The following is a 20,357-nucleotide window of genomic DNA, read 5'->3' as shown; positions in this document are numbered from 1 at the left end:
AAAGAGGCAGCTTCGACAAAAACTGTCTGGTTTTGGATGTGCAAATTGGAAACCTGTCACCAACTCATTATACAATAAGGGTACAGAATATTTTGACAGTAGGAGTGTGGAGGTATGAGTGATTGGCTGCAGGCTTTAAAAGATTATATTCCCGAACAACGCATATTAACCGATATAGCAGACCGATATAGTTATAGTTTTGATGCTTCTTTCGGGGAGCATTTACCTGAGGTGGTGGTACAAGCAAAAAGTAAAGAAGAAGTCGTCCATGTTATGCACATCGCCAACCGATACAAGGTGCCGGTTTATCCCCGGGGTCAGGGAACCTGTCTGAGTGGCGGACCGTTGCCGGTGCATGGAGGAATAGTGCTCGACCTCTCACAGTGGCCGGAAAATATTGATCTTCACGTAGAGGACCTTACCGTCAACGTATCTCCCAGCGTATTGACTGCTAATATCAATAAAGAAGCGGAAAAACACGGACTGATGTATGCTCCTGATCCAAGCAGCGCCCATGTCGCAACAATCGGCGGCAATCTCGCAGAAAATTCAGGAGGACCGCGCGGGCTTAAGTATGGCGTAACTAAAGACCATGTTTTAGGGCTTGAATTGGTGACACCGGAAGGGGAAATTATCCGAACAGGAGGGCAGACGATCAAAAACGTAACGGGCTATGACCTGACAAAGTTGATTGTTGGATCAGAGGGTACCCTTGGCGTTATAACTGAAGCTACTTTGAAGCTGGTGCCGAAACCGAAGGCGACTCAGACGATCATGGTGGCTTTTGGTGAGGTTCGGACTGCCGGCCAGGCGATATCCCAAGTGTTAACTTCAGGAATTTTACCATCTAAAATGGAAATCATGGACCAGGCTTGTATCCGTGCTGTCGAAAGCTTTCAGCCTGCTGGCCTTCCAATTGATGCTGCTGCCATCGTTATCATTGAACTCGATGGACACCCTCAGACGCTCGACATAGAAACCGGGCTGGTCCGGGAGATTATGAGTGAAATCGGTGCGAAGGATATTGTTATTCCGAAAACGAAAGAAGAGGCTGATCAAATCTGGAAATCTAGAAAACAAGTTTCTCCAGCCATCGCTAAAATCAAACCTACGAAAGTTTCAGAAGATGCTACCGTACCTCGCAGTAAAATTCCAGACATGATGGATCGCTTAAGTGAAATCAAAGAAAAGTACTCCGTAGAGCTAGTCGTTTTCGGGCATGCCGGCGATGGCAATCTACATCCCAATATTTTATGCGATCAACGAGACCAGGAAGAAATGCGACGGGTAGAGCAAGCGGTAGAAGCGATTTTTGAAGCAGCCATCGACCTTGGCGGAATCTTATCCGGCGAGCACGGAATCGGTACGATGAAAGCTCCTTTTATGGAAAATGAACTAGGAGCCATCGGAGTGGAAATGATGAAGCGGATCAAAGACAGCTGGGATCCGAACCATATCATGAATCCGGGTAAGATATTTGCAGAAAAAGGGCAAAAGCTGGTGTTGACGGATGATTGATGTGCAGACTCTTCAGGAAAAAATAAATTATGATAAAACATTTGATTGTGTGCAATGCGGCTATTGTCTGCCAGCCTGCCCGACCTATGAAACGATGGAACGGGAAACCCATTCGCCAAGAGGGCGTATCAATTTGGTAAAGCTGGTGGCAGAAGATAAAGCCTCGGTTGAAGATTTACGAGAACCGATTGAAAAGTGTCTGGGCTGCATGGCATGTACCACTGTTTGTCCGACCAATGTCCAATATGGGCAGATTTTAGAAGGGGCCAAAGAAGTCATAGAGGACCAACGTTCCGCGTCAGGGAAGCAAAGTAAAATAGAGGACTTTTTATTCGAGTCATTCTTTCCCTCTGAAAACTGGATGAACTTCTTAGGAAACTTAACCTGGTTTTATCAAACAACCGGTCTGCAATCTCTTGCCAACCGGTTATCTATCACAAAAGCAGCTCCCCTTCATTTAGATAAATTTGAACAAGTCATACCGAAACAACCTTCCCCAAAAGTGCGGGCAAAGCGTGTAAACCACTATAAACCTGATGGGCCAGCGACAGCTAAAGTTGCTTTTTTTACCGGTTGTGTGATGGACGGGGTATTTTTTGAAACCAATCAAAATACCATTGAACTCTTACTGCGAAGTGGGCTGGAAGTCTTACTGCCCGAACAACAGACGTGCTGCGGGGCTCTTCATGCGCACTCAGGTAAAATCGACGACTCCAGAGAATTGGCAAAACGTAATATCGAAGCATTTGAGGAAGAGGATGTCGATTATATCATCAACAATGCTGGAGGCTGTGGCGCTCGTTTGATCGAGTACCATCATTTATTTGATGAAGGGTCCGACTGGTACGGACGAGCGAAGCGATTTGTTTCAAAAGTGAAAGATATCTCGCAGATTCTAGTAGAAGTGGAAGGGCTGGAATTCACTAAAACGATTAACCGTACGGTAACCTATCAGCCTTCCTGTCATATGACCAATGTGCAAAGTGTTAAAACTCCACCACTGGAATTAATCAAAAAAGTACCCGGAATTACGTTGAAAGAATTGGACAGGCCGGACTTTTGCTGTGGATCCGCTGGAATCTATAATATTGTCAATTATGAGGATTCCATGAATATATTGGATGTGAAAATGAAAGATGTTTGCGGTACGCAGCCAGAATCTATTATTACTACCAATCCAGGGTGTCTATTGCAGATGAAGCTTGGAATCGAGCGTGAAGGTACTACGGAAACCATGGATGCAGTTCACCTGGTTGATCTTTTGCTAGAGGCAGAACCGTGCGTTAAATAATGAAAAAAGCGCCCAAAATAATGGGCGCTTTACTAGTTTCTTCTATTATATAGATCTTAATTTATTCAAAATTAAGCGCTGTTCAACAGATGCTACCAGCCTTCTTGTATCGGCCACCGTATCCGGGTTGATACTTACGCTATCAATCCCTTCCTGGATCAGGAATTCGGTAAATTCAGGATACAGAGATGGACCCTGCCCGCAAATCGAGACGGTTTTATCATGTTTATGTGCGGCATGAATCAACATTTTGATCGCTTGTTTGACTGCCGGGTTGCGCTCATCGAAATATCCCATCGTGTTCAGAATGCCAGAATCACGGTCAGACCCCAGGATCAACTGGGTCAGGTCATTACTTCCAATGCTGAACCCGTCGACCAACTGAGCGAAATCCTCAGCTTGAAAGATAACAGATGGTACTTCTGCCATGATCCATATTTTGAACTGCTGATCCTGCTTCAGACCTTCCTCTGCCATGATTTCTTTGACGCGTTCTACTTCCCAGGTCGTGCGGACGAAAGGAAGCATCGTCCAGACATTGATTAAACCGTATTCGTCGCGGACTTTTTTAATGGCACGGCATTCCAAACGGAAACCTTCCTCGTATTCAGGGGAAATGTAACGGGAAACCCCGCGCCAGCCGATCATTGGATTGGCTTCAATCGGTTCAACTTCCTCGCCGCCTTTTAAACCCCTGAATTCATTCGAGCGGAAGTCGCTTAGACGAACGACGATTGGCTTTGGATAGATGTCCTGGGCTACTTTCGTAATTCCCTCCGCCATTTTATCGATAAATTGTTTTTCTTCACCGTTCTTTAACAGGTACATCGGATGGGCACCGACCAGGTGAGTGAAAATGAACTCCGTACGCATCAAACCGATTCCGTCAAAAGGGAGATTCTTGTACTTGCCGATTAAATCAGGCTCCCCAAGGTTCATATAAACTTTCGTGCCCGTAATTGGGGCCAGTTGGTGCAGGTTGACTTGCTCGCTTGAAGATGATTCTATGTTTCTATCATTCTTGGTTTCTTGTTTTTCTTCCATAATTCCCTGATAGACTACACCACGGGTCGCATCAACGGTTACTTCCATTCCTTCTGCCAGCACTTCAGTTGCGTTGTTTGATCCGACGATACAAGGGATGCCGAATTCCCGTGACACGATGGCTGCGTGGCACGTTCGTCCACCTTCATTTGTAACCACAGCTGCTGCTTTTTTCATGGCAGGCATCATATCGGGATTCGTCATGATGGTAACTAAAATATCCCCATCTTCCACCTTGGAAATCTCCGTGATATCTTTAATCTTTCTTACCTTTCCACTCCCCGTTCCTGGAGAAGCAGCCAGTCCACGTAATAGTGATACTCGATTTGATTCAGCTTGCGCTTGTTCTATCACATTTGTTTCCTCCTCTTTTAATGTGGTGATCGGCCGTGCCTGTAGAATATATAGTTCATTTGTGTCGCTATCTATCGCCCACTCAATATCCTGCGGGGAGTTGTATAACCTTTCAATACGAAGGGCATCGGTGGAGAGCTGGTCGATTTCGGTTTCCGTCAGGCACTGTTCGGTTACGAGATCCTCCCCTAAAAATTCCTTAACAGCAACTTTGGTAGTTCCAACGGACTTTTCATTCTTCACGATCAAAAAGTTTTTCGTGGCAATATGTTTTTCGATTACCTTGTTGTCTCTTTTATCAACGATGTATTCATCCGGAGAAACCATACCTGATACCACGGATTCACCCAATCCCCAGCTGGCATTGATCATCATTTGGTTATGGTCTTCTGTTATCGGATTCGAGGTGAACAAAACTCCTGCTTTTTTACTGTTCACCATTTTCTGAACGACAGCGGATAACGCGACATCAAAGTGGTCGAAATGCTGTTTTTCACGATAGTAGATCGCACGTGCCGTCCATAGAGAGGCCCAGCATTTTTTTATGTGGTGAATGACTTCTGCAATTCCTTCAATTTCAAGGTAAGTATCCTGCTGTCCAGCGAAGGAAGCTTCCGGTAAATCCTCGGCTGTGGCAGAACTCCGGACCGCTACATACAGGTCATCCACTTGAAGATTCTGTTGAAATTGTGCGTATGCCTCACGGATTTCCTTGTCGATCGGCTCTAAAATATCTGTTTTTAGGATCAAGTTTCGGATTTCAGCACTCGTGATTTGAAGCTGTTCATGATTTTCAATATCCAGCCCGTTGATCAACTCGAGTATGTACTTATCCAAGTTACGCTCTGCAATAAAGTCACTGTATGCTTTAGCAGTGACACAAAAACCAGGAGGGACCTTGACACCTCCGTTTATCAATTCACCCAGGTTAGCACCTTTGCCACCTACGAGGGGAATGTCTTCCTTGTGGATTTCTTCAAACCAACGAATGTACGGCTGCTTAGTCAATTTTTATCTCCTCCATATCGGATTTGCAATTTAGTATAACACATTTGTTATATAGTGTCATACTTAAATTTGTTTTTATGACGATAATGATCATTTTTTGATAGATGAAGAGACTGTCATTTGTTGATTGCCTTGCTATGGGGTAGAATGAAAATGATTTCAAAGGAAGGCAGCAGGTGGTTGGCATGAACGATAGACAAAAAGAATTGATACGAATCTTAGCGTTGCACTCCGGCGGATACAAGCAGGTGAAGGAACTTGCGGCTGAACTTGATTGTTCAGAAAAAACCGTGCGCAATGATATGAAAGCAGTGGAGGATTTTTTGCAAGCCTATCCAGCCGCTTCACTTATCCGTAAGCCTGGACTTGGCGTCCGCTTATCTATTAAACAAGACGAGAAGTCTCAGTTGTTTGACCAGCTTTACCGCTCGGAAACAAAGTCTTCCGAAGACCGCCTGCTTGAAATAACCTACCATTTGCTGGTCAATGACCGGCCTGTCACCTTGACGCAATTGGCTGATACGTATTACGTCAATAAAAATGTAATCAAAAATGATTTAGCCTTGATTGCCCGCTGGCTTGAACGGTTTGACCTTGCGTTGATCTCCAGACAGCGCCTCGGTCATATCATCGAGGGCGGGGAGCTGCAGAAACGGAATGCGTTAGCTCGTCTCCCGGAACTTGTCTCCTCTAGTAAGGGGAAAAATAAGGAGATAATAAACTTGTTTCCTCCGTTTGAGGTGAACACCGTCCGTCAGTTTCTCAAGGAAATGCAGCACCATTTTTCCGTACTTACGGGAAATGGAGATTTCGAAAGTCTCCTGATTCATGCCTTAGTCATGATCAAACGCACGGCCCAGCGTGCGCCGATTCAGCTGGAAAGCGCCGAGGGAGCTGATGTTGCAGAGACAGAAGAATACGGGATAGCGACCTGGTTTTTGAAGCGGTTGGAACGGACTCTCAAGATGCAGTTTCCAGAGGAAGAACGGGTGTATTTTGCGTTACATTTATTAAGCAGCAAAGGAACCCACCATCCATTCAAACAAGAAAAGGGATCCGGGGTAACGGAAATCGTTGATGCATTGACATCAAAATTACAGAAGCTTACGCTGGTTGATTTTTCTGCCGATCAGACGTTAATGGCTGGGCTTCATACTCATATGGAACCGACGATCAGCCGAATCCGGTTTGGGTTCACGATCCAAAATCCGCTGCTTAGTGAAATTAAGAAAAAGTATCCCTACATGTTCAGTATGGTCATGCTTGCGCTTGAAGAGGTAGAAACCGAATATAATCTTACTTTTCCGGAAGAAGAAGCGGCTTACCTGGTACTTCATTTCCAGGCAGCCGTCGAAAGGCTGCATAAAAAACGGAATCAAGCGAAAAAAGTGCTGATCGTTTGTGATCTTGGTGTCGGCATGTCCCACTTGCTGCAGGCAAAACTTGAACAGTCTTATACAGGCTTTGATGTAGTAGCTGCTGTAGGGGAATGGCAGGTGGATGAAACGCTGCAGGAGCATTCGGTTGATTTAATTATCTCTACCAAGCCGCTTCCGGAAGGCAATGCTCCCAACCTTGTTGTTTCCCCGTTGTTAGAAGTTCAAGATAAAAAACGTCTGGATGAATTTTTACAATCAATGGAAAATGACATACAGGATGCCCAGGCAATGGACGTGCTCGTCGAGCTGCTTGATGAAAAATTCATTTATCTTGGAGTCGAGCAGGAGCACCGGTTTGAAGTTGTCGAACTCCTTGCCAATGGTTTGATGGAACAAGGAAGGGTAACCTCGGTTTTCCCGCATAGCGCGTTAGCCAGAGAGCGTTCTTCGGCGACATCCATCGGTGGCGGCATCGCCATTCCCCATGCCCATTCTGAAGAAGTGCATCGATCCACCGTTGCTATCGCTGTTCTGCGAAAACCGTTAGAATGGGGTAGGGAACAGGTGTCGGTTGTGTTTCTTTTGGCGATTGCAAAAGTAGACCAGGCGATGACGAAATCGCTTATCCAGGCGATATCAACTATTAGTGAAAACCCTGAATTAGTCCATAAGTTGACAGGAGCAGGAGATGCCGCGGAAGTCATATGGCTGCTCGATCAATAATTCATTTTTACCGTAGCTCCGGTAAAAATGAATTATTTTTTATGGCTAAAAATGTCGTATCATAAGGTTACAAATAAAAAGAGTGGGGTGGAAACATATGAAAATACTAGCTGTAACCGCGTGTCCAGTTGGAATCGCTCATACTTATATGGCTGCTGAAAACTTGCAAAAAGCAGGAGAAGAAATGGGCGTTGATATCAAAGTTGAGACACAGGGTTCCATCGGTGTCGAGAACGCGCTGACTGATAAAGATATCGAGGAAGCAGACGGCATCATCATTGCCAGTGACAAAGAAGTTTCCAAAGAACGTTTTATCGGGAAAAAGCTCGTTGTCGTAGGGGTCCAGGAAGGGATTCGTGATCCAAAAACGTTGATTCAACGTATTCAGGAAGGAAATGTATCCGTTTACAAGGCAGGGATGGCTTCTGCAGCGGATGTGAAGAAACAAAAGAAGGAAAAAGAAAATCCAATTTACCGCCACTTGATGAATGGTGTATCGTATATGATTCCGTTCATCGTTGTCGGGGGGCTTTTGATAGCGCTTGCTTTAGCACTTGGAGGCGAGCAGACACCTGGAGGCCTTAAGATTCCAGAGGATTCCTTCTGGAAACAGATTGAAGCGTTAGGCGGCGCGTCATTCACCTTCATGGTACCGATTCTAGCTGGATTTATTGCCTATAGTATCGCGGATCGGCCAGGTCTGGCGCCAGGTATTATCGGTGGTTATATTGCCGCTGACGGAAGCTTTTATGGAAGTGAAGCAGGAGCAGGGTTCATTGGTGGTATCATTGCTGGTTTCCTTGCTGGGTATGTTGTATTGGCTATCAAGAAAATTAAAGTGCCACAGGCTGTCCAGCCGGTCATGCCAATCATTTTTATTCCAATATTAGGGTCATTGACAGTCGGGTTGTTATTTATCTTTGTTATTGGTGCTCCAGTTGCAAGTATATTCGAAGGACTTACCGCTTGGCTCGAAGGCATGCAAGGTACAAGTTCGATCGTATTGGCCATGATTCTTGGGGCTATGATTGCAGTCGATATGGGTGGTCCGTTTAACAAGGTTGCCTTCTTATTCGGGGCTGCCATGATTGGAGAAGGAAACTACGAGATCATGGGACCGATCGCTGCCGCTATCGCTATCCCGCCGATTGGCATGGGACTTGCGACATTTATCAACAAAAAGAAATATCAGCAGGCCGAGCGTGAAACTGGTAAAGCATCGTTCACGATGGGATTATTCGGTATCACAGAAGGCGCAATTCCATTCGCGGCCCAGGATCCGCTCCGCGTTATTCCGAGTATTGTTGTCGGTTCGATGACAGGGTCGGTTATCGCGATGTTAAGCAGTGTAGGTGACCGTGTAGCTCACGGTGGACCAATCGTAGCGGTACTAGGTGCAGTTGATAATGTGTTAATGTTTTTTGTTGCAATTGCTGTTGGGGTTGTTGTCACTGCGTTCATGGTCAACTTCCTGAAAAAAGACGTGGCTGCAGCAGGCGTACCAGCCGGGGAAGCAACTGCTGCTGACGAGCCGGTAGAGGCTGGTACTGCAACTGGCGGTCCTACGGCTGGAACGGAAAAATTGGAACAGCCAAAAGAAATCACCAAACTGACGGATATCACCACACCTGAATTGATCAATATCGATTTGGCAGGAACGACTCGTGATGACGTTATTGATGAATTGATTGGTACGTTGAATGCACAAGATGTACTCGATTCACAAGCAGATTTCAAACAAGCGATTTTGGATCGTGAACAGGAAAGCAGCACTGGACTTGGCATGAACATAGCTATTCCTCATGGAAAATCATCTGTCGTCAAAAAGCCAGCCGTCGTTTTTGGTATTAAACGTGATGGTGTTGATTGGAACAGCATGGATGGAACCGATGCTAAACTCATCTTCATGATCGCTGTACCAAAAGAACGCCAGGGCGACGACCATTTGAAGATCCTGCAAATGCTGTCCCGTCGATTGATGGATGAGAAGTTTAGGGAAGAGTTGCTGAATGTGAAGACGAGGGAAGAAGCATATAAGTTGTTGGAAACAATACGATAAAGAGTAAGCGAGCAGATTAGATGTCTGCTCGCTTTTCCTTTTTTCCATCGTGGAAATTTTTATCATCCTCGTTGAGCACTGGTACTCTTTAAAAGAATTAGGTGATGTACTAGAGACATAGATATTAACCCCGGGACATCCATTTTATGGATGTCCCGGGGTTTTATTCTGAGCAAAGAAGAATGTGTTTAACTTGACATTATTGCGGAAATATTACTAATATGACGTTTAAGTTACATTAGATTAATAGAAGGGAGTCAAGCAGAATGGAGCGCATCTTTAGAGTATTAGGGATAGTATTTTTAACAATTGTTGCTATCATTGGTTACCTTGGCGGCTTTCTTGTTCTCATGGATCAACTGTTTTTATCTTAGAAAATAATAGATTATAACCGATATGATACCTCTATAAATAGACAGGAAATCCCTCATCAAAGCATTTGGTGAGGGATTTTTAAGGTTAATTTTTATTTTGTTCTTGTGCTATTGTTTTCTTATATTCTTTAGCTGGAAAAATTCTTCTGTATCTACCCATACAGACGATTATTTGTACAAGGATTATTTATGCGACCCACACGCCCCCCCAGATTCTGCCAAAAATTGCTCAAAAAATATTGCGTACGTAAAATAATTTAGTCCGTCTATGAGGCGATAAAGAAAGTTTCCTGGTTCTCCTGGGAATGTACAATATAGGTTTCTATTATTTTCTATTTAAAAATTCAAAAAATTCATTTATTTTTAAAAAGAGAAGTGTTATAGTAAAACCATAACTTAATAAAGTCACTGGAAAAAGTAAGTTCGTTCAAGCAAAAAGGGAGGATAGGAGGGGACGATGAAAAAAACTGGCGGTTTGAAGCTAATGCAAGAAATCAACCAATATATCATCCTTAAAACTATTAGGGAACATGGACCTGTGTCCAGAAGCGAAATAGCGAAGCAAACAAAGTTAAGCCCGACGACAGTTACTTCTGCTGTAAATGAACTACTTAAAGAAGGAATAGTAACGGTTGGAGGGGTTGGAGAATCAAGCGGTGGCAGAAAGCCAGTATATGTTCAATTTGCTCCAGATAGTAAATACATCCTCGGTGTCTCGATTACTAATTCTAATGTTGTGATCGGGAAACTGAACATGGAAGCAGAAGTGAAAGACAAAAAAGTTTATTCAGGAGATTATCAGAATCATAGTGATGCGATTGGCTATATGCTGGATCGAATTGAAGATTATATTGATTCTTGCGAAGATTTATCCGTATGTCTTGGCATTTCTATCATTACCCCAGGTATCGTAGACGCTAAGAAAGGAATTATTCGTAATAATGCTAAATTGCATTTAGACAATCTTCCCTTAAAAGAAATGGTAGAAGCACGATTTGGGTTAAGAGCATGGATTGATAACGATGCCAACGCTATAGCTCTGGCAGAAAATAAATATGGCCACTATGGTAGTAAGGAAAATTTGATTTATATTCAGATGGGTGACGGGATAGGTTCTGGGATTGTTTTTGAAGATAAAATATTCAGGGGTTCACAAGGAGGGGCTGGCGAGTTCGGCCATATTACCATCGATAAAAATGGCATCCTATGTGAATGCGGTAATAGAGGCTGCTTAGAAAATTATGTAAGCTGGCCTGCTATTCAAGCAAGTCTATCAACACATTTTGAAAAAGGAATCCCGACAATGATGCTTGAGAGAAATAAAACAGTTGATGACATTACGCAAGAGGAATTTTTGAAAGCGCTTAAAAATAAGGATGAACTGGCCCTGCGTATTGTGGAAGAACCTATTGAATATATGGCGAATGGTATCGTAACTTTAGTGAATCTATTCAACCCAGAAGTAATTTTAATCGGCTGGGGTTCTATTACTAAAGATTCTTACTTTATCAATCGAGTACAAGAAAAGGTGAAGGGGCTTGCATTTGATATCTTCACGGATGGTTTAGAAATACAAGCGACCACATTGGGAGGTGATTTTCAACTGAAAGGAGCCGCTTCTATAGCTTTAGAGGAAATTTTTGAAGTACCGTTGTAAGCGCATACAAACTTGGGGGTAGATCATTACATTACAAAGGAGATGGCAAAAGGTGAAAAAACTATTGACGACGTTAATGCTTGGTATCGCCTTAATATTAGCAGCATGTTCTGGTCAGTCGGAAGGAGAAACTGGTGGGGATGACGGTCCAGTGGAGATCACTTACCTGAAGCCTGGTGCTGATGACCCAGCTACCAGGGAGAGAGTAGAGGGGATTATTAAAAGGTTCGAAGAAGAAAATCCGGATATCAAAGTGAAACTGGAAGCCGTCGGATGGGACAACGCTTATCAGAAGCTGGTCACTGGCTTTAATGGCAACTCTTCACCAGATATTTTTGCTGGGGGAAGCCGTTGGATGACAGCATTTGCGGATATGGAAGCTTTACTGCCTCTAACAGATATGGCCTCAGAAAAAATTAAAGAATATCCAGAAGCCTTGCAAAAGTCTTCTCAGTATAAAGATGAAATATACGGTATTCCTCGTGCATTTTCTGCTCGTTCACTTATCTATCGCACCGATTTGATCGAAGAACCACCTACTACATGGGAAGAACTGGTTGAAACAGCGACAAAGGTACAAGAAGAAAATGAAGGCATGTATGGTTTTGCTATTTCTGGAGCGGCCCATGTATCTACTACTACCCAGTACTTCAACTATTTATTACAAAACGGTGGACAAGTTTTCGATGAAGCTGGAAATGTAACACTCAATTCTCCAGAAGCGGTAGAAGCATTGGAATATTACGCTGACCTTTATACGAAACATGAAGTGGTGCCTAATCCTGTCGAGTACAATCGTGAATTGTTGCCTGTGTTATTCAAAGAAGGAAAGATTGCTATGTATGTTATCGGTCCATGGGGTAAAGCTTTGATGGGCGTGGACCCGGATAATGAAGATACGCCTTATGCATCCGCTCCGCTTCCAAAAGGGGAGAAGATGGCCAATGTTTTAGTTTCGGATTCCATTTATGTGTCAGCTAAAACGGAGCACCCAGAAGAATCATGGAAGTTCATTGAATTTATGACTTCTCTAGAAGAACAGAAGAAGTTTGATAAAAGCAACGGTTCTTTACCGGTATTAACTGAAGAAGCGAATGATCCATTCTTTAAAGAGGATCCATACTTCTCTACCTTTGTAGACATGATCGAATACGGCGAGCCGCAGCCAATGCCAGCCGTATGGGAACCCTTCCAGGAAGTTATCACAACTGCTGTCCAAAGGGCGTTGGATGGGGAAGACCCGAAAACTGTCTTGGATGATGCTGTAAAAGAAATTGAAGAGAAAGAGCTCGCACCTAAATAATTTGTAATAGAGGAGGTAGTAAACTGCCTCCTTTATTTACGCCAGGAAAGGGGTGTTCACAATAACTTCTTATACGAAAACAAGTGAGTCGAATATGAGGACCAAGAAAAAGAAAAGCTTGCGTGTTTATTTTTCCCCTGAAAAATCACCTTTCTTTTATTTGCTGCCATTAATTTTATTCCTGCTTATAATGGTAGCGTATCCGATAGGAAGGATATTGTATATTTCATTAACTCAAAACATTATGACCCGCCCGGACCTGGGTGTTCAATTTATTGGGTTAGAGAATTATGCCACCTTGTTCACTTCCATGTCCTTTTGGGAGACGGTAGGAAGAACGGGGTTATGGACAGCTTTATCGGTTGGCGGCAAAACGGCAGCTGCTTTGGGAATCGCTTTATTACTTGCGAGAGATATTGCTTTTAAGCGTTTATATTTGATCTTGCTAATGATTCCTTGGGTTACCCCGATGGTAGTTGCTGCCGTGACTTGGCGCTGGATTTTTGATGGCCAGTTCGGAATGTTGAATTATATCTTAATGCAGGTGAATATTCTGCAGGAACCTTATGTTTTTCTTGGCAATAAAATGTCGGCTTTCATTGCTACGGCCATTACAGATATGTGGTTAGGCATTCCGTTTTTAGCCATGATGTTCTTAGCAGGCCTTCAATCCATTCCAGTCGAATTGCATGAATCGGCGAGCATGGATGGAGCGAATAAATTTCAAAAGTTTACACGTATCACGCTTCCGATGATGAAGCCGATCATTCTGGTAGCTACCACTATGTCAGGGATTTGGACGTTCAATTCATTCGGTGTCATCTGGCCGATGACTCATGGCGGGCCAGTGGACGCTACCCAGACATTGATCGTACAGGCTTATAAATTATCCTTCGGTGCTTTTGATTTAGGGATGGGTGCAGCGATTGCTGTCGTCATTTTCGTTATTCTGACTATATGTACGATACTTTACAAGCGTTTATTGATGAGACAGGAAGAACTTTAAATGGAAATGAGAGGTGAAAACGATGAGTAAAAAATTGAGGAACCTGCCTACCCATATCGGCTTATGGGTGATTTTCATCATCATGCTATTTCCGATTTGGATCATGTTGTCCACCTCCCTCCAAACGTATGAGGGGATATTCAATTGGCCGCCTGAATGGTTTCCGGAAGTTGCTCAATGGAGCAATTATATTGATGTATGGGGAGGAGACTATCAGTTCAGCGCTCCCTTTTTCAATAGTTTAATTATTGCTTCTTCCACCGCCATCATCACTATACTCTTGGCGTTTCCAGCAGCGTACGGAATCTCACGCTTTTCCTTTTTCGGAAGGAAGAGCATGCTTTTTATTGTACTGGTTACACAGATGTTTTCTCCAATTGTATTAATCGTGGGATTGTATCAATTAGCGCAGAATTATAACCTGTTAAACTCCTTATTCGGGGTAATCATCACAAACTGTGCGTTGACCTTGCCGATGGCGGTATGGCTGCTGCATGGATATTTGAAAAGTGTCCCTGAAACACTGGAGCAGGCGGCAGCTATGGATGGATGTTCGCGATTCAAGGGGATTATCAAGATAGTGATGCCACTATCAGCCTCAGGGATTGCGATGGCTGGTATTTACGCCTTCATTATGGCGTGGAACGATTTGCTAATTCCTTTGATTTTTATATCAGATTCGCATTTAAGGCCGATCAGTCTTGCATTGACTGATTTTGCCGGCCAAAACATCGTTTACTGGCATCAAATGATGGCGGCAAGTGTCATATCGACGTTCCCGATTGCGGTGATGTTCAGTTTTGTCCAGAAATACTTTATTAAAGGTTTTATGTCTGGGGCTATTAAAGAATAGAGAGGAGAGGTAAGGAATGGTAAGAGTATTATTACTTGGTGCAGGAACAATGGGGACTGTACATGCGGAAGCTTATAACAGCTTAGACAATGTTGAAATAGCAGGGATTGTAGATATCAGGAAGGAACAGGCAGACCAGTTGGCTGCAAAAGTGGAAGCATCGGTATATTATTCTTTCGAGGAAGCTATGGAGAAGATTGGTAATCTGGATGTCATCGATATTTGCCTGCCGACATATTTGCATAAAGAATATGCATTGAAAGCTGCTGATCAAGTGAAAAATGTCATCTGTGAAAAACCGCTTGCCAGGAGCGTAGAGGAAGCACGGGAAATGATTGATTACTGTAAAAATCGTGAGGTGAGTTTGTTCGTTGGGCACGTCGTACGCTTTTTCCAGGAATACAACCGTATCAAAGATATAGTGGAAACAGGAAAATTAGGAAAGCCAGCAGTAGTCCGGACAACGCGGGGCGGTACCTTTCCGAAAGCCTGGCAAAATTGGTACGGGGACTTTGAAAAAAGCGGCGGACTGATTTTGGACTTGCTTCTTCATGATTTTGATTATCTTCGAGCTTGTTTTGGTGAGGTGGAGCGGGTATTTGCCAAGAAAATAGCGAGAAAAGACGCTGATGAGCTAAGCATCGATTATGCGCTCGTAACTTTGCGCTTTAAAAACGGCGTGATGGCACATTTAGAAGGGACTTGGGCCCATCAAGGGTTTTCCTCAGGAATTGAAGTAGCAGGCAATGAAGGAATTGTGGAGTACAATAGCGCTAATAATACCCCATTGAAGCATGTTTCTAGAGAAAAAGAAGCTGGAGTGGCAGGAGTGGCAGTTCCAGAAAGTCCGTTGGCTTCTAATCCTTATCGCGAAGAACTGAAGCATTTCATCACGTGTATTGCAAATGGAAACGAACCTATTGTTACAGCGGAAGATGGTTTTTATGCCATCCAAATAGCAATGGCAGCACAGCAGTCATGTGATACGGGGAAGCCTGTTAACTTGAATGCGACTGAATTTATGGAGGTGGATATTTGATGAAAATCGGAATCATAAGTTTTGCCCATGGACATGCATATAGTTATGCAAATGCGATAAAAAAGCATGAGGAGCTGGAACTTGCAGGAGTTTTTGATGAAGATGCATCAAGGGGTAAGGCCGCAGCAGAAAGCTATCAAACTACTTTTTATGAACATTACCAAGATCTTTTGGCTGCAGATATCGATTCAGTTATCGTTACATCCGAGAATTCAAAGCATCGGGAACATGTAATTGCCGCAGCCGAAGCTAAAAAGAATATCCTTTGCGAGAAGCCGATTGCCACTACAGTAGAGGATGCCAACAAAATGATTGAGAGTTGCCAGAAAAACGATGTGTTTCTGCAAATCGCATTTCCGGTCCGATATAATACCCCTGTCAAAAGGGCAAAAGAGCTCATCGATAATGGCGAGCTAGGCAGGATATTAGCTGTTAAAGGAACCAATCGTGGGACGAACCCTGGCGGCTGGTTCATCGATAAGGAATTATCGGGCGGTGGAGCTGTGATGGATCATACCGTCCATGTCGTCGACCTGCTCCGTTGGTTCATGGATACGGAAGTGACAGACGTATATGCCGAATACGACAACTTAATAGCTGAAGAACAAATCGACGATAGCGGTATTTTGACAATGACTTTTGAAAATGGGGTATTTGCAACGCTTGATTGCAGCTGGTCCAGAAACGATGCCTATCCGACTTGGGGCGATGTCACACTGGAAGTTATCGGAACAGAGGGCACGCTGACAGTGAATGCGTTCGATCAAAAGATCAATGTATATAGTGATAAAGAAGGCGTGAATTGGGATTTTTGGGGCGATGATATGGATGAAGGATTGATTGTTGATTTTGTAGAGTCAGTAAAAGCAGGCAGCCAGCCCTCTATCACAGGAAAAGATGGACTGAAGGCGCTGGAGGTTGCCTTGTCTGCCTACAAATCTGGTGATCAAAAACAGACGGTCACAAATGGCTGAAAGGGTTGTGTCTAAATGTATAACGTAGCAATTATCGGAGCTGGAAACATCGCGAATATGCATGTAGCGGCATATCAGAAGATGGAGGATGTTCGGCTGAAAACGATCGTTGATATCGATATCGAACGGGCAAGGGCCTTGGCAGAAAATATCGGCTGTTATGCTTCGACTGACATCGATGAGGTGTGTAATGACCCTGGCATTGCAGCAGTTGATATCTGCTTGCCCAACTTCCTTCACCTGGATACGGTTATCAAGGCCGCTGAAGCAGGAAAAAATATCATCTGTGAAAAACCGATAGCGTTAACAGTTACAGACGCTGAGAAAATGTTTGAGGTATGTAAAGAAAATAATGTACAGCTTTGCATAGCTCAAGTTTGTCGTTTCATGACAGCCTATCAAGAAATTCACCAACTCCTTGCTAAAAAAGAGGTTGGATCCCCTCAATTAGTTCGTCTCTCAAGGTCTGTCCACTATCCGTTACTTGTCGGACAAGATTGGTATAAAGATGAAAACAAAAGCGGCGGCATGTTTTTAGATTTTATCATCCATGACCTGGATTTTATTATATGGAATTTTGGAAAGCCGGAAATCCTATCGAGTCATCTTATTTCTGATGAAAACATCAAAGGAATCGTAATTCATTTGAAAGTGGACGGTGGCCCCATAATTACCCTTGATGGCATTTGGACTAGTGTCGATCAAGGCGGATTACATCAACGGGTAGAAATAGATGGAACAGGTGGCTTTGTCAATTATGACGACAGAAATGAAATTCCCCTGGTATTTAAAAATAGTGATGGTATGTCCAGGATGTTGTCAAAAGGAAAATTGACGAATGATCCTTTTTACGAGGAACTCAGACACTTTATCAATTGTTTTCTAGTCCAAGAAAAACCCTTTATAAAAAAGAAAGAAGTGGTGGATACATTGGAAACAGCTATCCAAGCAAGAGAGATAGCCATGGAATTAGGGGATGAATAAATGAAAAAAGGAATAAATGCCTGGTGTTTTCCGGATGGTTGGGATGCAAATACCTTGATCACAAAGTCTAAAGAATTGGGTTTTACTGGAATCGAGTTGAATTTGGAAGAAAAAGAAAATGCTATTTTTACGATGGAGTCAAACGAAGAAGAGGTTCGACGGATCGTAGAAATTGCAGATAAGCACGATATTAAAATATTTAGTATCTCTACAGATATGTTATGGAAATACCCGTTAACTTCTGAAATCGAAGAAACCCGGCAAAAAGGAATGGATATCGTTGAAAAAATGATTGAGATTGCTAGTCAATGTAATGCAAAAACAGTACTTGTCGTACCCGGAGTTGTTACTGAAGTGGTCACCTATGATGTAGCTTACAAGCGGGCGATGGAAGCGCTAAAGAAATTATCAATATCTGCGGCCGAAAGAAAGGTCCATATCGGGATAGAAAACGTTTGGAACAAATTTCTGTTAAGCCCCTTGGAAACAGCTGATTTTATAAAACAAATTAACTCTCCATACGTAGGTGCCTATTTGGATATTGGCAATGTTGTTTATACAGGATACCCATCACAGTGGATTGATATTTTATCAGACAAAATTGTCAGTGTGCACATCAAGGACTTTAAAGGATCTGTTGGAAATATCGATGGTTTCGCTCCGTTATTAGCGGGAGATATAGATTGGGAGAATATATCCAATACATTGCAGTCGAACAATTATAAAGGTTATATAGCGCCGGAAATACCGCCACATCCGCATCATTCAGAATTATTATTGAAGGCAACTTCAGAAATCATGGATCGTTTATTTCAATTTGACTAGTGAAATAAGGAGAGAAAAGTGATGGCTGTTAACAGAGATTTAGCAATTGGAATAGATTTAGGCGGCACAAAAATCCTATCAGCATTAATTGAAGAAAAAGGAACGATTTTAGCTGAGGTTGAAATGGAAACCATGGCGTCTGAGGGAGCAGAAGTGGTATATAACCAGGTAGTTTCCTCCATTTATAAACTGTTAGAAGATAGTCAAGTTGAAAAAAACAGACTGCTGGGCATTGGCATTGCTACTGCCGGTGTGATCGATACACTGAAAAAAGAAGTGGTCTATGCTAATAATTTAGGATGGGAAAACATGCCTGTCGGAAGCCTGCTGGAAAGCGAATTTTCATTGCCTATTCACATTGTAAATGATGCCAATGCAGCTGCTATTGCTGAAAGGATTTGGGGAGCTGGAAAAGGAACAGAAAACCTTATTTACATCACGGTAAGTACCGGGATAGGAGCAGGCATCATAAGCGATGGCCATTTAATAACTGGGGAAGAAGGAAGTGCTGGTGAATTTGGCCATATATCCATAGATGTTAATGGGGAAAAGTGCAGCTGCGGGAATATAGGGTGCCTCGAAAACTTAGCCTCCGGAAGTGCGATTGCAAATATAGCAAGGGACAGACTGCAAAGTGGAGAAACAAGTGAATATTTCACTTCCCCTGATCACATCTCGTCTGAAGAGATAGGGAAAGCTTCACAAGCAGGGGATGCGTTTTCCCTCAATATATTAAGAGAAACAGCCACATACATTGGAGTAGGGGTAACCAATCTGATTCATTTGTTTAACACGGAAGTCATTGTATTTGGCGGTGGTGTCATGAATCTATCAGATATCTTATTGCCTGAAATCAGAAATACAGTAAACCAGCGAGGAATAGAAAGCATGACCAAAAAAGTGAAAATAGTAAAATCTGAGCTTGGAAGTAAGGCTGGGGTTCTGGGAGCGGTTGGAGTTTATTTTGAGGCTGGTAGTCGTAAAGTTTTAGCTGCCTCTGAGAATTAAATATTCAACTAAAAGGAGGGGGAAGGCAGTATTTCCAAAGCATTCGCTTGTTTATAAGTTCAGGAAAGTTTTCTTAAAGAAGAAGGCCAGAGGCGATAATTCTCCTCTGGTCATTTTCTTATGAACGATACCTTCATTACGATTGAGGTAATGTAAGCGTTTTTATAAATGGTTGGAAAAGAGGGGAATGGGTATACTTCCAATGGACGTGCCATCGGAGGAGCTGCAAGAAGAAATTCAGGAGACATTAGAGAAATATGGGTTTGTCTTGCAATATATATAAATGATAGAAAAGAGCAGGGACGCCATAAACAGGCGTCACCTGCTTTTTTAGGTGGACGAAGGCGCATTTCTGTATTCGAAAGCGCATTTGTGGCCGGTGAAGGCGCATATAATCAGCGGGAAGCGCATTTCCCGTGTGCAAGGGCGCATATCTGAAAATTTGAGCGCATTAATATGATTGAAGGCGCATTTTAGGTCGGCGAAGGCTCATTTACAGGAAGCTCTATCACTTATACGGAGAAAATATAATAAGAAAAATCATAGCAACATAAAAAATAGTCCTTGTTAATAGCAGACAAAGACTTTAATTAGTTTTCTTATTCTTTGTGTTTCTCCATGAATATAAAGATAGTCTCTTCTCTCGGCAGTTTTTCTGTTTTAAAGCCTTTATATCCTAACTTCTCATAAAAGGAGATGTTCTTGGTACTCTTACTGCCAGTAAATAACTCAAAACGGCAGTTGCTAAAACGGCTTTCGATTTCCTTCATTAACTCCTTGGCAATACCTCTATTTTGAAAATAAGGATCTACCATAAGCTTTTCGACATAACAGGTACTACCTTTTTGGTGTGCTCTTACTGAACCTGCAATTTTTCCGTCCACAGTATATTTCAAGATAAGGTTGTTATCAAAATCCTTTTCAACGTCTTTTATGGTTTGTTTAAGTGGTTGGATAT

General features: G+C 42.9%; 15 protein-coding genes. 13 read left to right on the top strand and 2 right to left on the bottom strand.

What is annotated here, in order from left to right; genetic code table 11:
• Window positions 1-114 precede the first annotated feature (114 nt).
• Both ACGTN9_RS06705 and ACGTN9_RS06700 read left to right on the top strand, forming a co-directional pair.
• Window positions 115-1,518 (top strand): FAD-binding oxidoreductase, encoded by a 1,404-nt coding sequence (locus ACGTN9_RS06705; protein WP_499591580.1) that lies wholly within the window; start codon window positions 115-117, stop codon window positions 1,516-1,518.
• Window positions 1,511-2,809: a (Fe-S)-binding protein gene (locus ACGTN9_RS06700; protein ID WP_499591579.1), complete on the top strand. Its 1,299-nt coding sequence runs from the start codon at window positions 1,511-1,513 to the stop codon at window positions 2,807-2,809. The genes ACGTN9_RS06705 and ACGTN9_RS06700 overlap by 8 nt, the downstream gene beginning before the upstream one ends.
• Window positions 2,810-2,854: 45 nt before the next feature.
• Here ACGTN9_RS06700 and ppsA read toward each other — a convergent pair whose 3' ends face one another.
• Window positions 2,855-5,215, bottom strand: a complete 2,361-nt coding sequence (ppsA, locus tag ACGTN9_RS06695) for a phosphoenolpyruvate synthase (protein WP_499591578.1) — start codon at window positions 5,213-5,215, stop codon at window positions 2,855-2,857.
• 185 nt (window positions 5,216-5,400) lie between these two features.
• Between ppsA and ACGTN9_RS06690 the strand changes: the two genes are divergently transcribed.
• From ACGTN9_RS06690 to ACGTN9_RS06640, 11 genes are all read left to right on the top strand, one after another.
• On the top strand, window positions 5,401-7,317 hold the full coding sequence (locus tag ACGTN9_RS06690) for a BglG family transcription antiterminator (protein ID WP_499591577.1): 1,917 nt from the start codon (window positions 5,401-5,403) through the stop codon (window positions 7,315-7,317).
• Window positions 7,318-7,414: 97 nt separating this feature from the next.
• Complete coding sequence (locus ACGTN9_RS06685) at window positions 7,415-9,376, top strand: fructose-specific PTS transporter subunit EIIC (RefSeq protein ID WP_499591576.1); 1,962 nt, start codon at window positions 7,415-7,417, stop codon at window positions 9,374-9,376.
• Between the two features lie 831 nt (window positions 9,377-10,207).
• Window positions 10,208-11,407, top strand: coding sequence for an ROK family transcriptional regulator (locus tag ACGTN9_RS06680; RefSeq protein WP_499591575.1), 1,200 nt, complete (start codon window positions 10,208-10,210; stop codon window positions 11,405-11,407).
• A 52-nt stretch (window positions 11,408-11,459) separates the two neighbouring features.
• Entirely contained in the window at window positions 11,460-12,710 is a 1,251-nt protein-coding gene (locus tag ACGTN9_RS06675) for an ABC transporter substrate-binding protein (protein WP_499591574.1), read from the top strand.
• 217 nt (window positions 12,711-12,927) lie between these two features.
• Window positions 12,928-13,716 carry a carbohydrate ABC transporter permease gene (locus ACGTN9_RS06670; RefSeq protein ID WP_499591573.1) on the top strand — a complete coding sequence of 263 codons (789 nt, stop codon included), beginning with the start codon at window positions 12,928-12,930 and terminating at the stop codon, window positions 13,714-13,716.
• Window positions 13,717-13,738: 22 nt separating this feature from the next.
• Window positions 13,739-14,569, top strand: a complete 831-nt coding sequence (locus tag ACGTN9_RS06665; RefSeq protein ID WP_499591572.1) for a carbohydrate ABC transporter permease — start codon at window positions 13,739-13,741, stop codon at window positions 14,567-14,569.
• Window positions 14,570-14,585: 16 nt separating this feature from the next.
• The gene (locus ACGTN9_RS06660) at window positions 14,586-15,608 is read left to right on the top strand and encodes a Gfo/Idh/MocA family protein (protein WP_499591571.1); all 1,023 of its coding nucleotides are present in this window, start codon (window positions 14,586-14,588) and stop codon (window positions 15,606-15,608) included.
• Entirely contained in the window at window positions 15,608-16,582 is a 975-nt protein-coding gene (locus ACGTN9_RS06655) for a Gfo/Idh/MocA family protein (RefSeq protein WP_499591570.1), read from the top strand. The genes ACGTN9_RS06660 and ACGTN9_RS06655 overlap by 1 nt, the downstream gene beginning before the upstream one ends.
• A 15-nt stretch (window positions 16,583-16,597) precedes the next feature.
• A complete protein-coding gene (locus ACGTN9_RS06650) occupies window positions 16,598-17,566 on the top strand; it encodes a Gfo/Idh/MocA family protein (protein WP_499591569.1) in 969 nt (322 codons plus the stop codon).
• Window positions 17,567-18,391 (top strand): sugar phosphate isomerase/epimerase family protein, encoded by an 825-nt coding sequence (locus ACGTN9_RS06645; RefSeq protein WP_499591568.1) that lies wholly within the window; start codon window positions 17,567-17,569, stop codon window positions 18,389-18,391.
• Between the two features lie 21 nt (window positions 18,392-18,412).
• Complete coding sequence (locus ACGTN9_RS06640; protein ID WP_499591567.1) at window positions 18,413-19,399, top strand: ROK family protein; 987 nt, start codon at window positions 18,413-18,415, stop codon at window positions 19,397-19,399.
• Window positions 19,400-19,998: 599 nt separating this feature from the next.
• Here ACGTN9_RS06640 and ACGTN9_RS06635 read toward each other — a convergent pair.
• Entirely contained in the window at window positions 19,999-20,334 is a 336-nt protein-coding gene (locus ACGTN9_RS06635; protein ID WP_499591646.1) for a GNAT family N-acetyltransferase, read from the bottom strand.
• Window positions 20,335-20,357 lie beyond the last annotated feature (23 nt).

The sequence above is a fragment of the Halobacillus sp. B23F22_5 genome (genome assembly GCF_043497085.1).
Taxonomy (GTDB): Bacteria; Bacillota; Bacilli; order Bacillales; family Halobacillaceae; genus Thalassobacillus.
The sequence above is the reverse complement of the archived record's forward strand: the minus strand, read 5'-3'. Positions and strand labels throughout refer to the sequence as shown.

What these genes read in the sequence shown, in the direction of transcription:
- ACGTN9_RS06705 (WP_499591580.1), top strand. Translation starts at nt 115, where the DNA reads ATGAGTGATTGGCTGCAGGCTTTAAAAGATTATATTCCCGAACAACGC.
- ACGTN9_RS06700 (WP_499591579.1), top strand. Translation starts at nt 1,511, where the DNA reads ATGATTGATGTGCAGACTCTTCAGGAAAAAATAAATTATGATAAAACA.
- ACGTN9_RS06690 (WP_499591577.1), top strand. Translation starts at nt 5,401, where the DNA reads ATGAACGATAGACAAAAAGAATTGATACGAATCTTAGCGTTGCACTCC.
- ACGTN9_RS06685 (WP_499591576.1), top strand. Translation starts at nt 7,415, where the DNA reads ATGAAAATACTAGCTGTAACCGCGTGTCCAGTTGGAATCGCTCATACT.
- ACGTN9_RS06680 (WP_499591575.1), top strand. Translation starts at nt 10,208, where the DNA reads ATGAAAAAAACTGGCGGTTTGAAGCTAATGCAAGAAATCAACCAATAT.
- ACGTN9_RS06665 (WP_499591572.1), top strand. Translation starts at nt 13,739, where the DNA reads ATGAGTAAAAAATTGAGGAACCTGCCTACCCATATCGGCTTATGGGTG.
- ACGTN9_RS06660 (WP_499591571.1), top strand. Translation starts at nt 14,586, where the DNA reads ATGGTAAGAGTATTATTACTTGGTGCAGGAACAATGGGGACTGTACAT.
- ACGTN9_RS06655 (WP_499591570.1), top strand. Translation starts at nt 15,608, where the DNA reads ATGAAAATCGGAATCATAAGTTTTGCCCATGGACATGCATATAGTTAT.
- ACGTN9_RS06650 (WP_499591569.1), top strand. Translation starts at nt 16,598, where the DNA reads ATGTATAACGTAGCAATTATCGGAGCTGGAAACATCGCGAATATGCAT.
- ACGTN9_RS06645 (WP_499591568.1), top strand. Translation starts at nt 17,567, where the DNA reads ATGAAAAAAGGAATAAATGCCTGGTGTTTTCCGGATGGTTGGGATGCA.
- ACGTN9_RS06640 (WP_499591567.1), top strand. Translation starts at nt 18,413, where the DNA reads ATGGCTGTTAACAGAGATTTAGCAATTGGAATAGATTTAGGCGGCACA.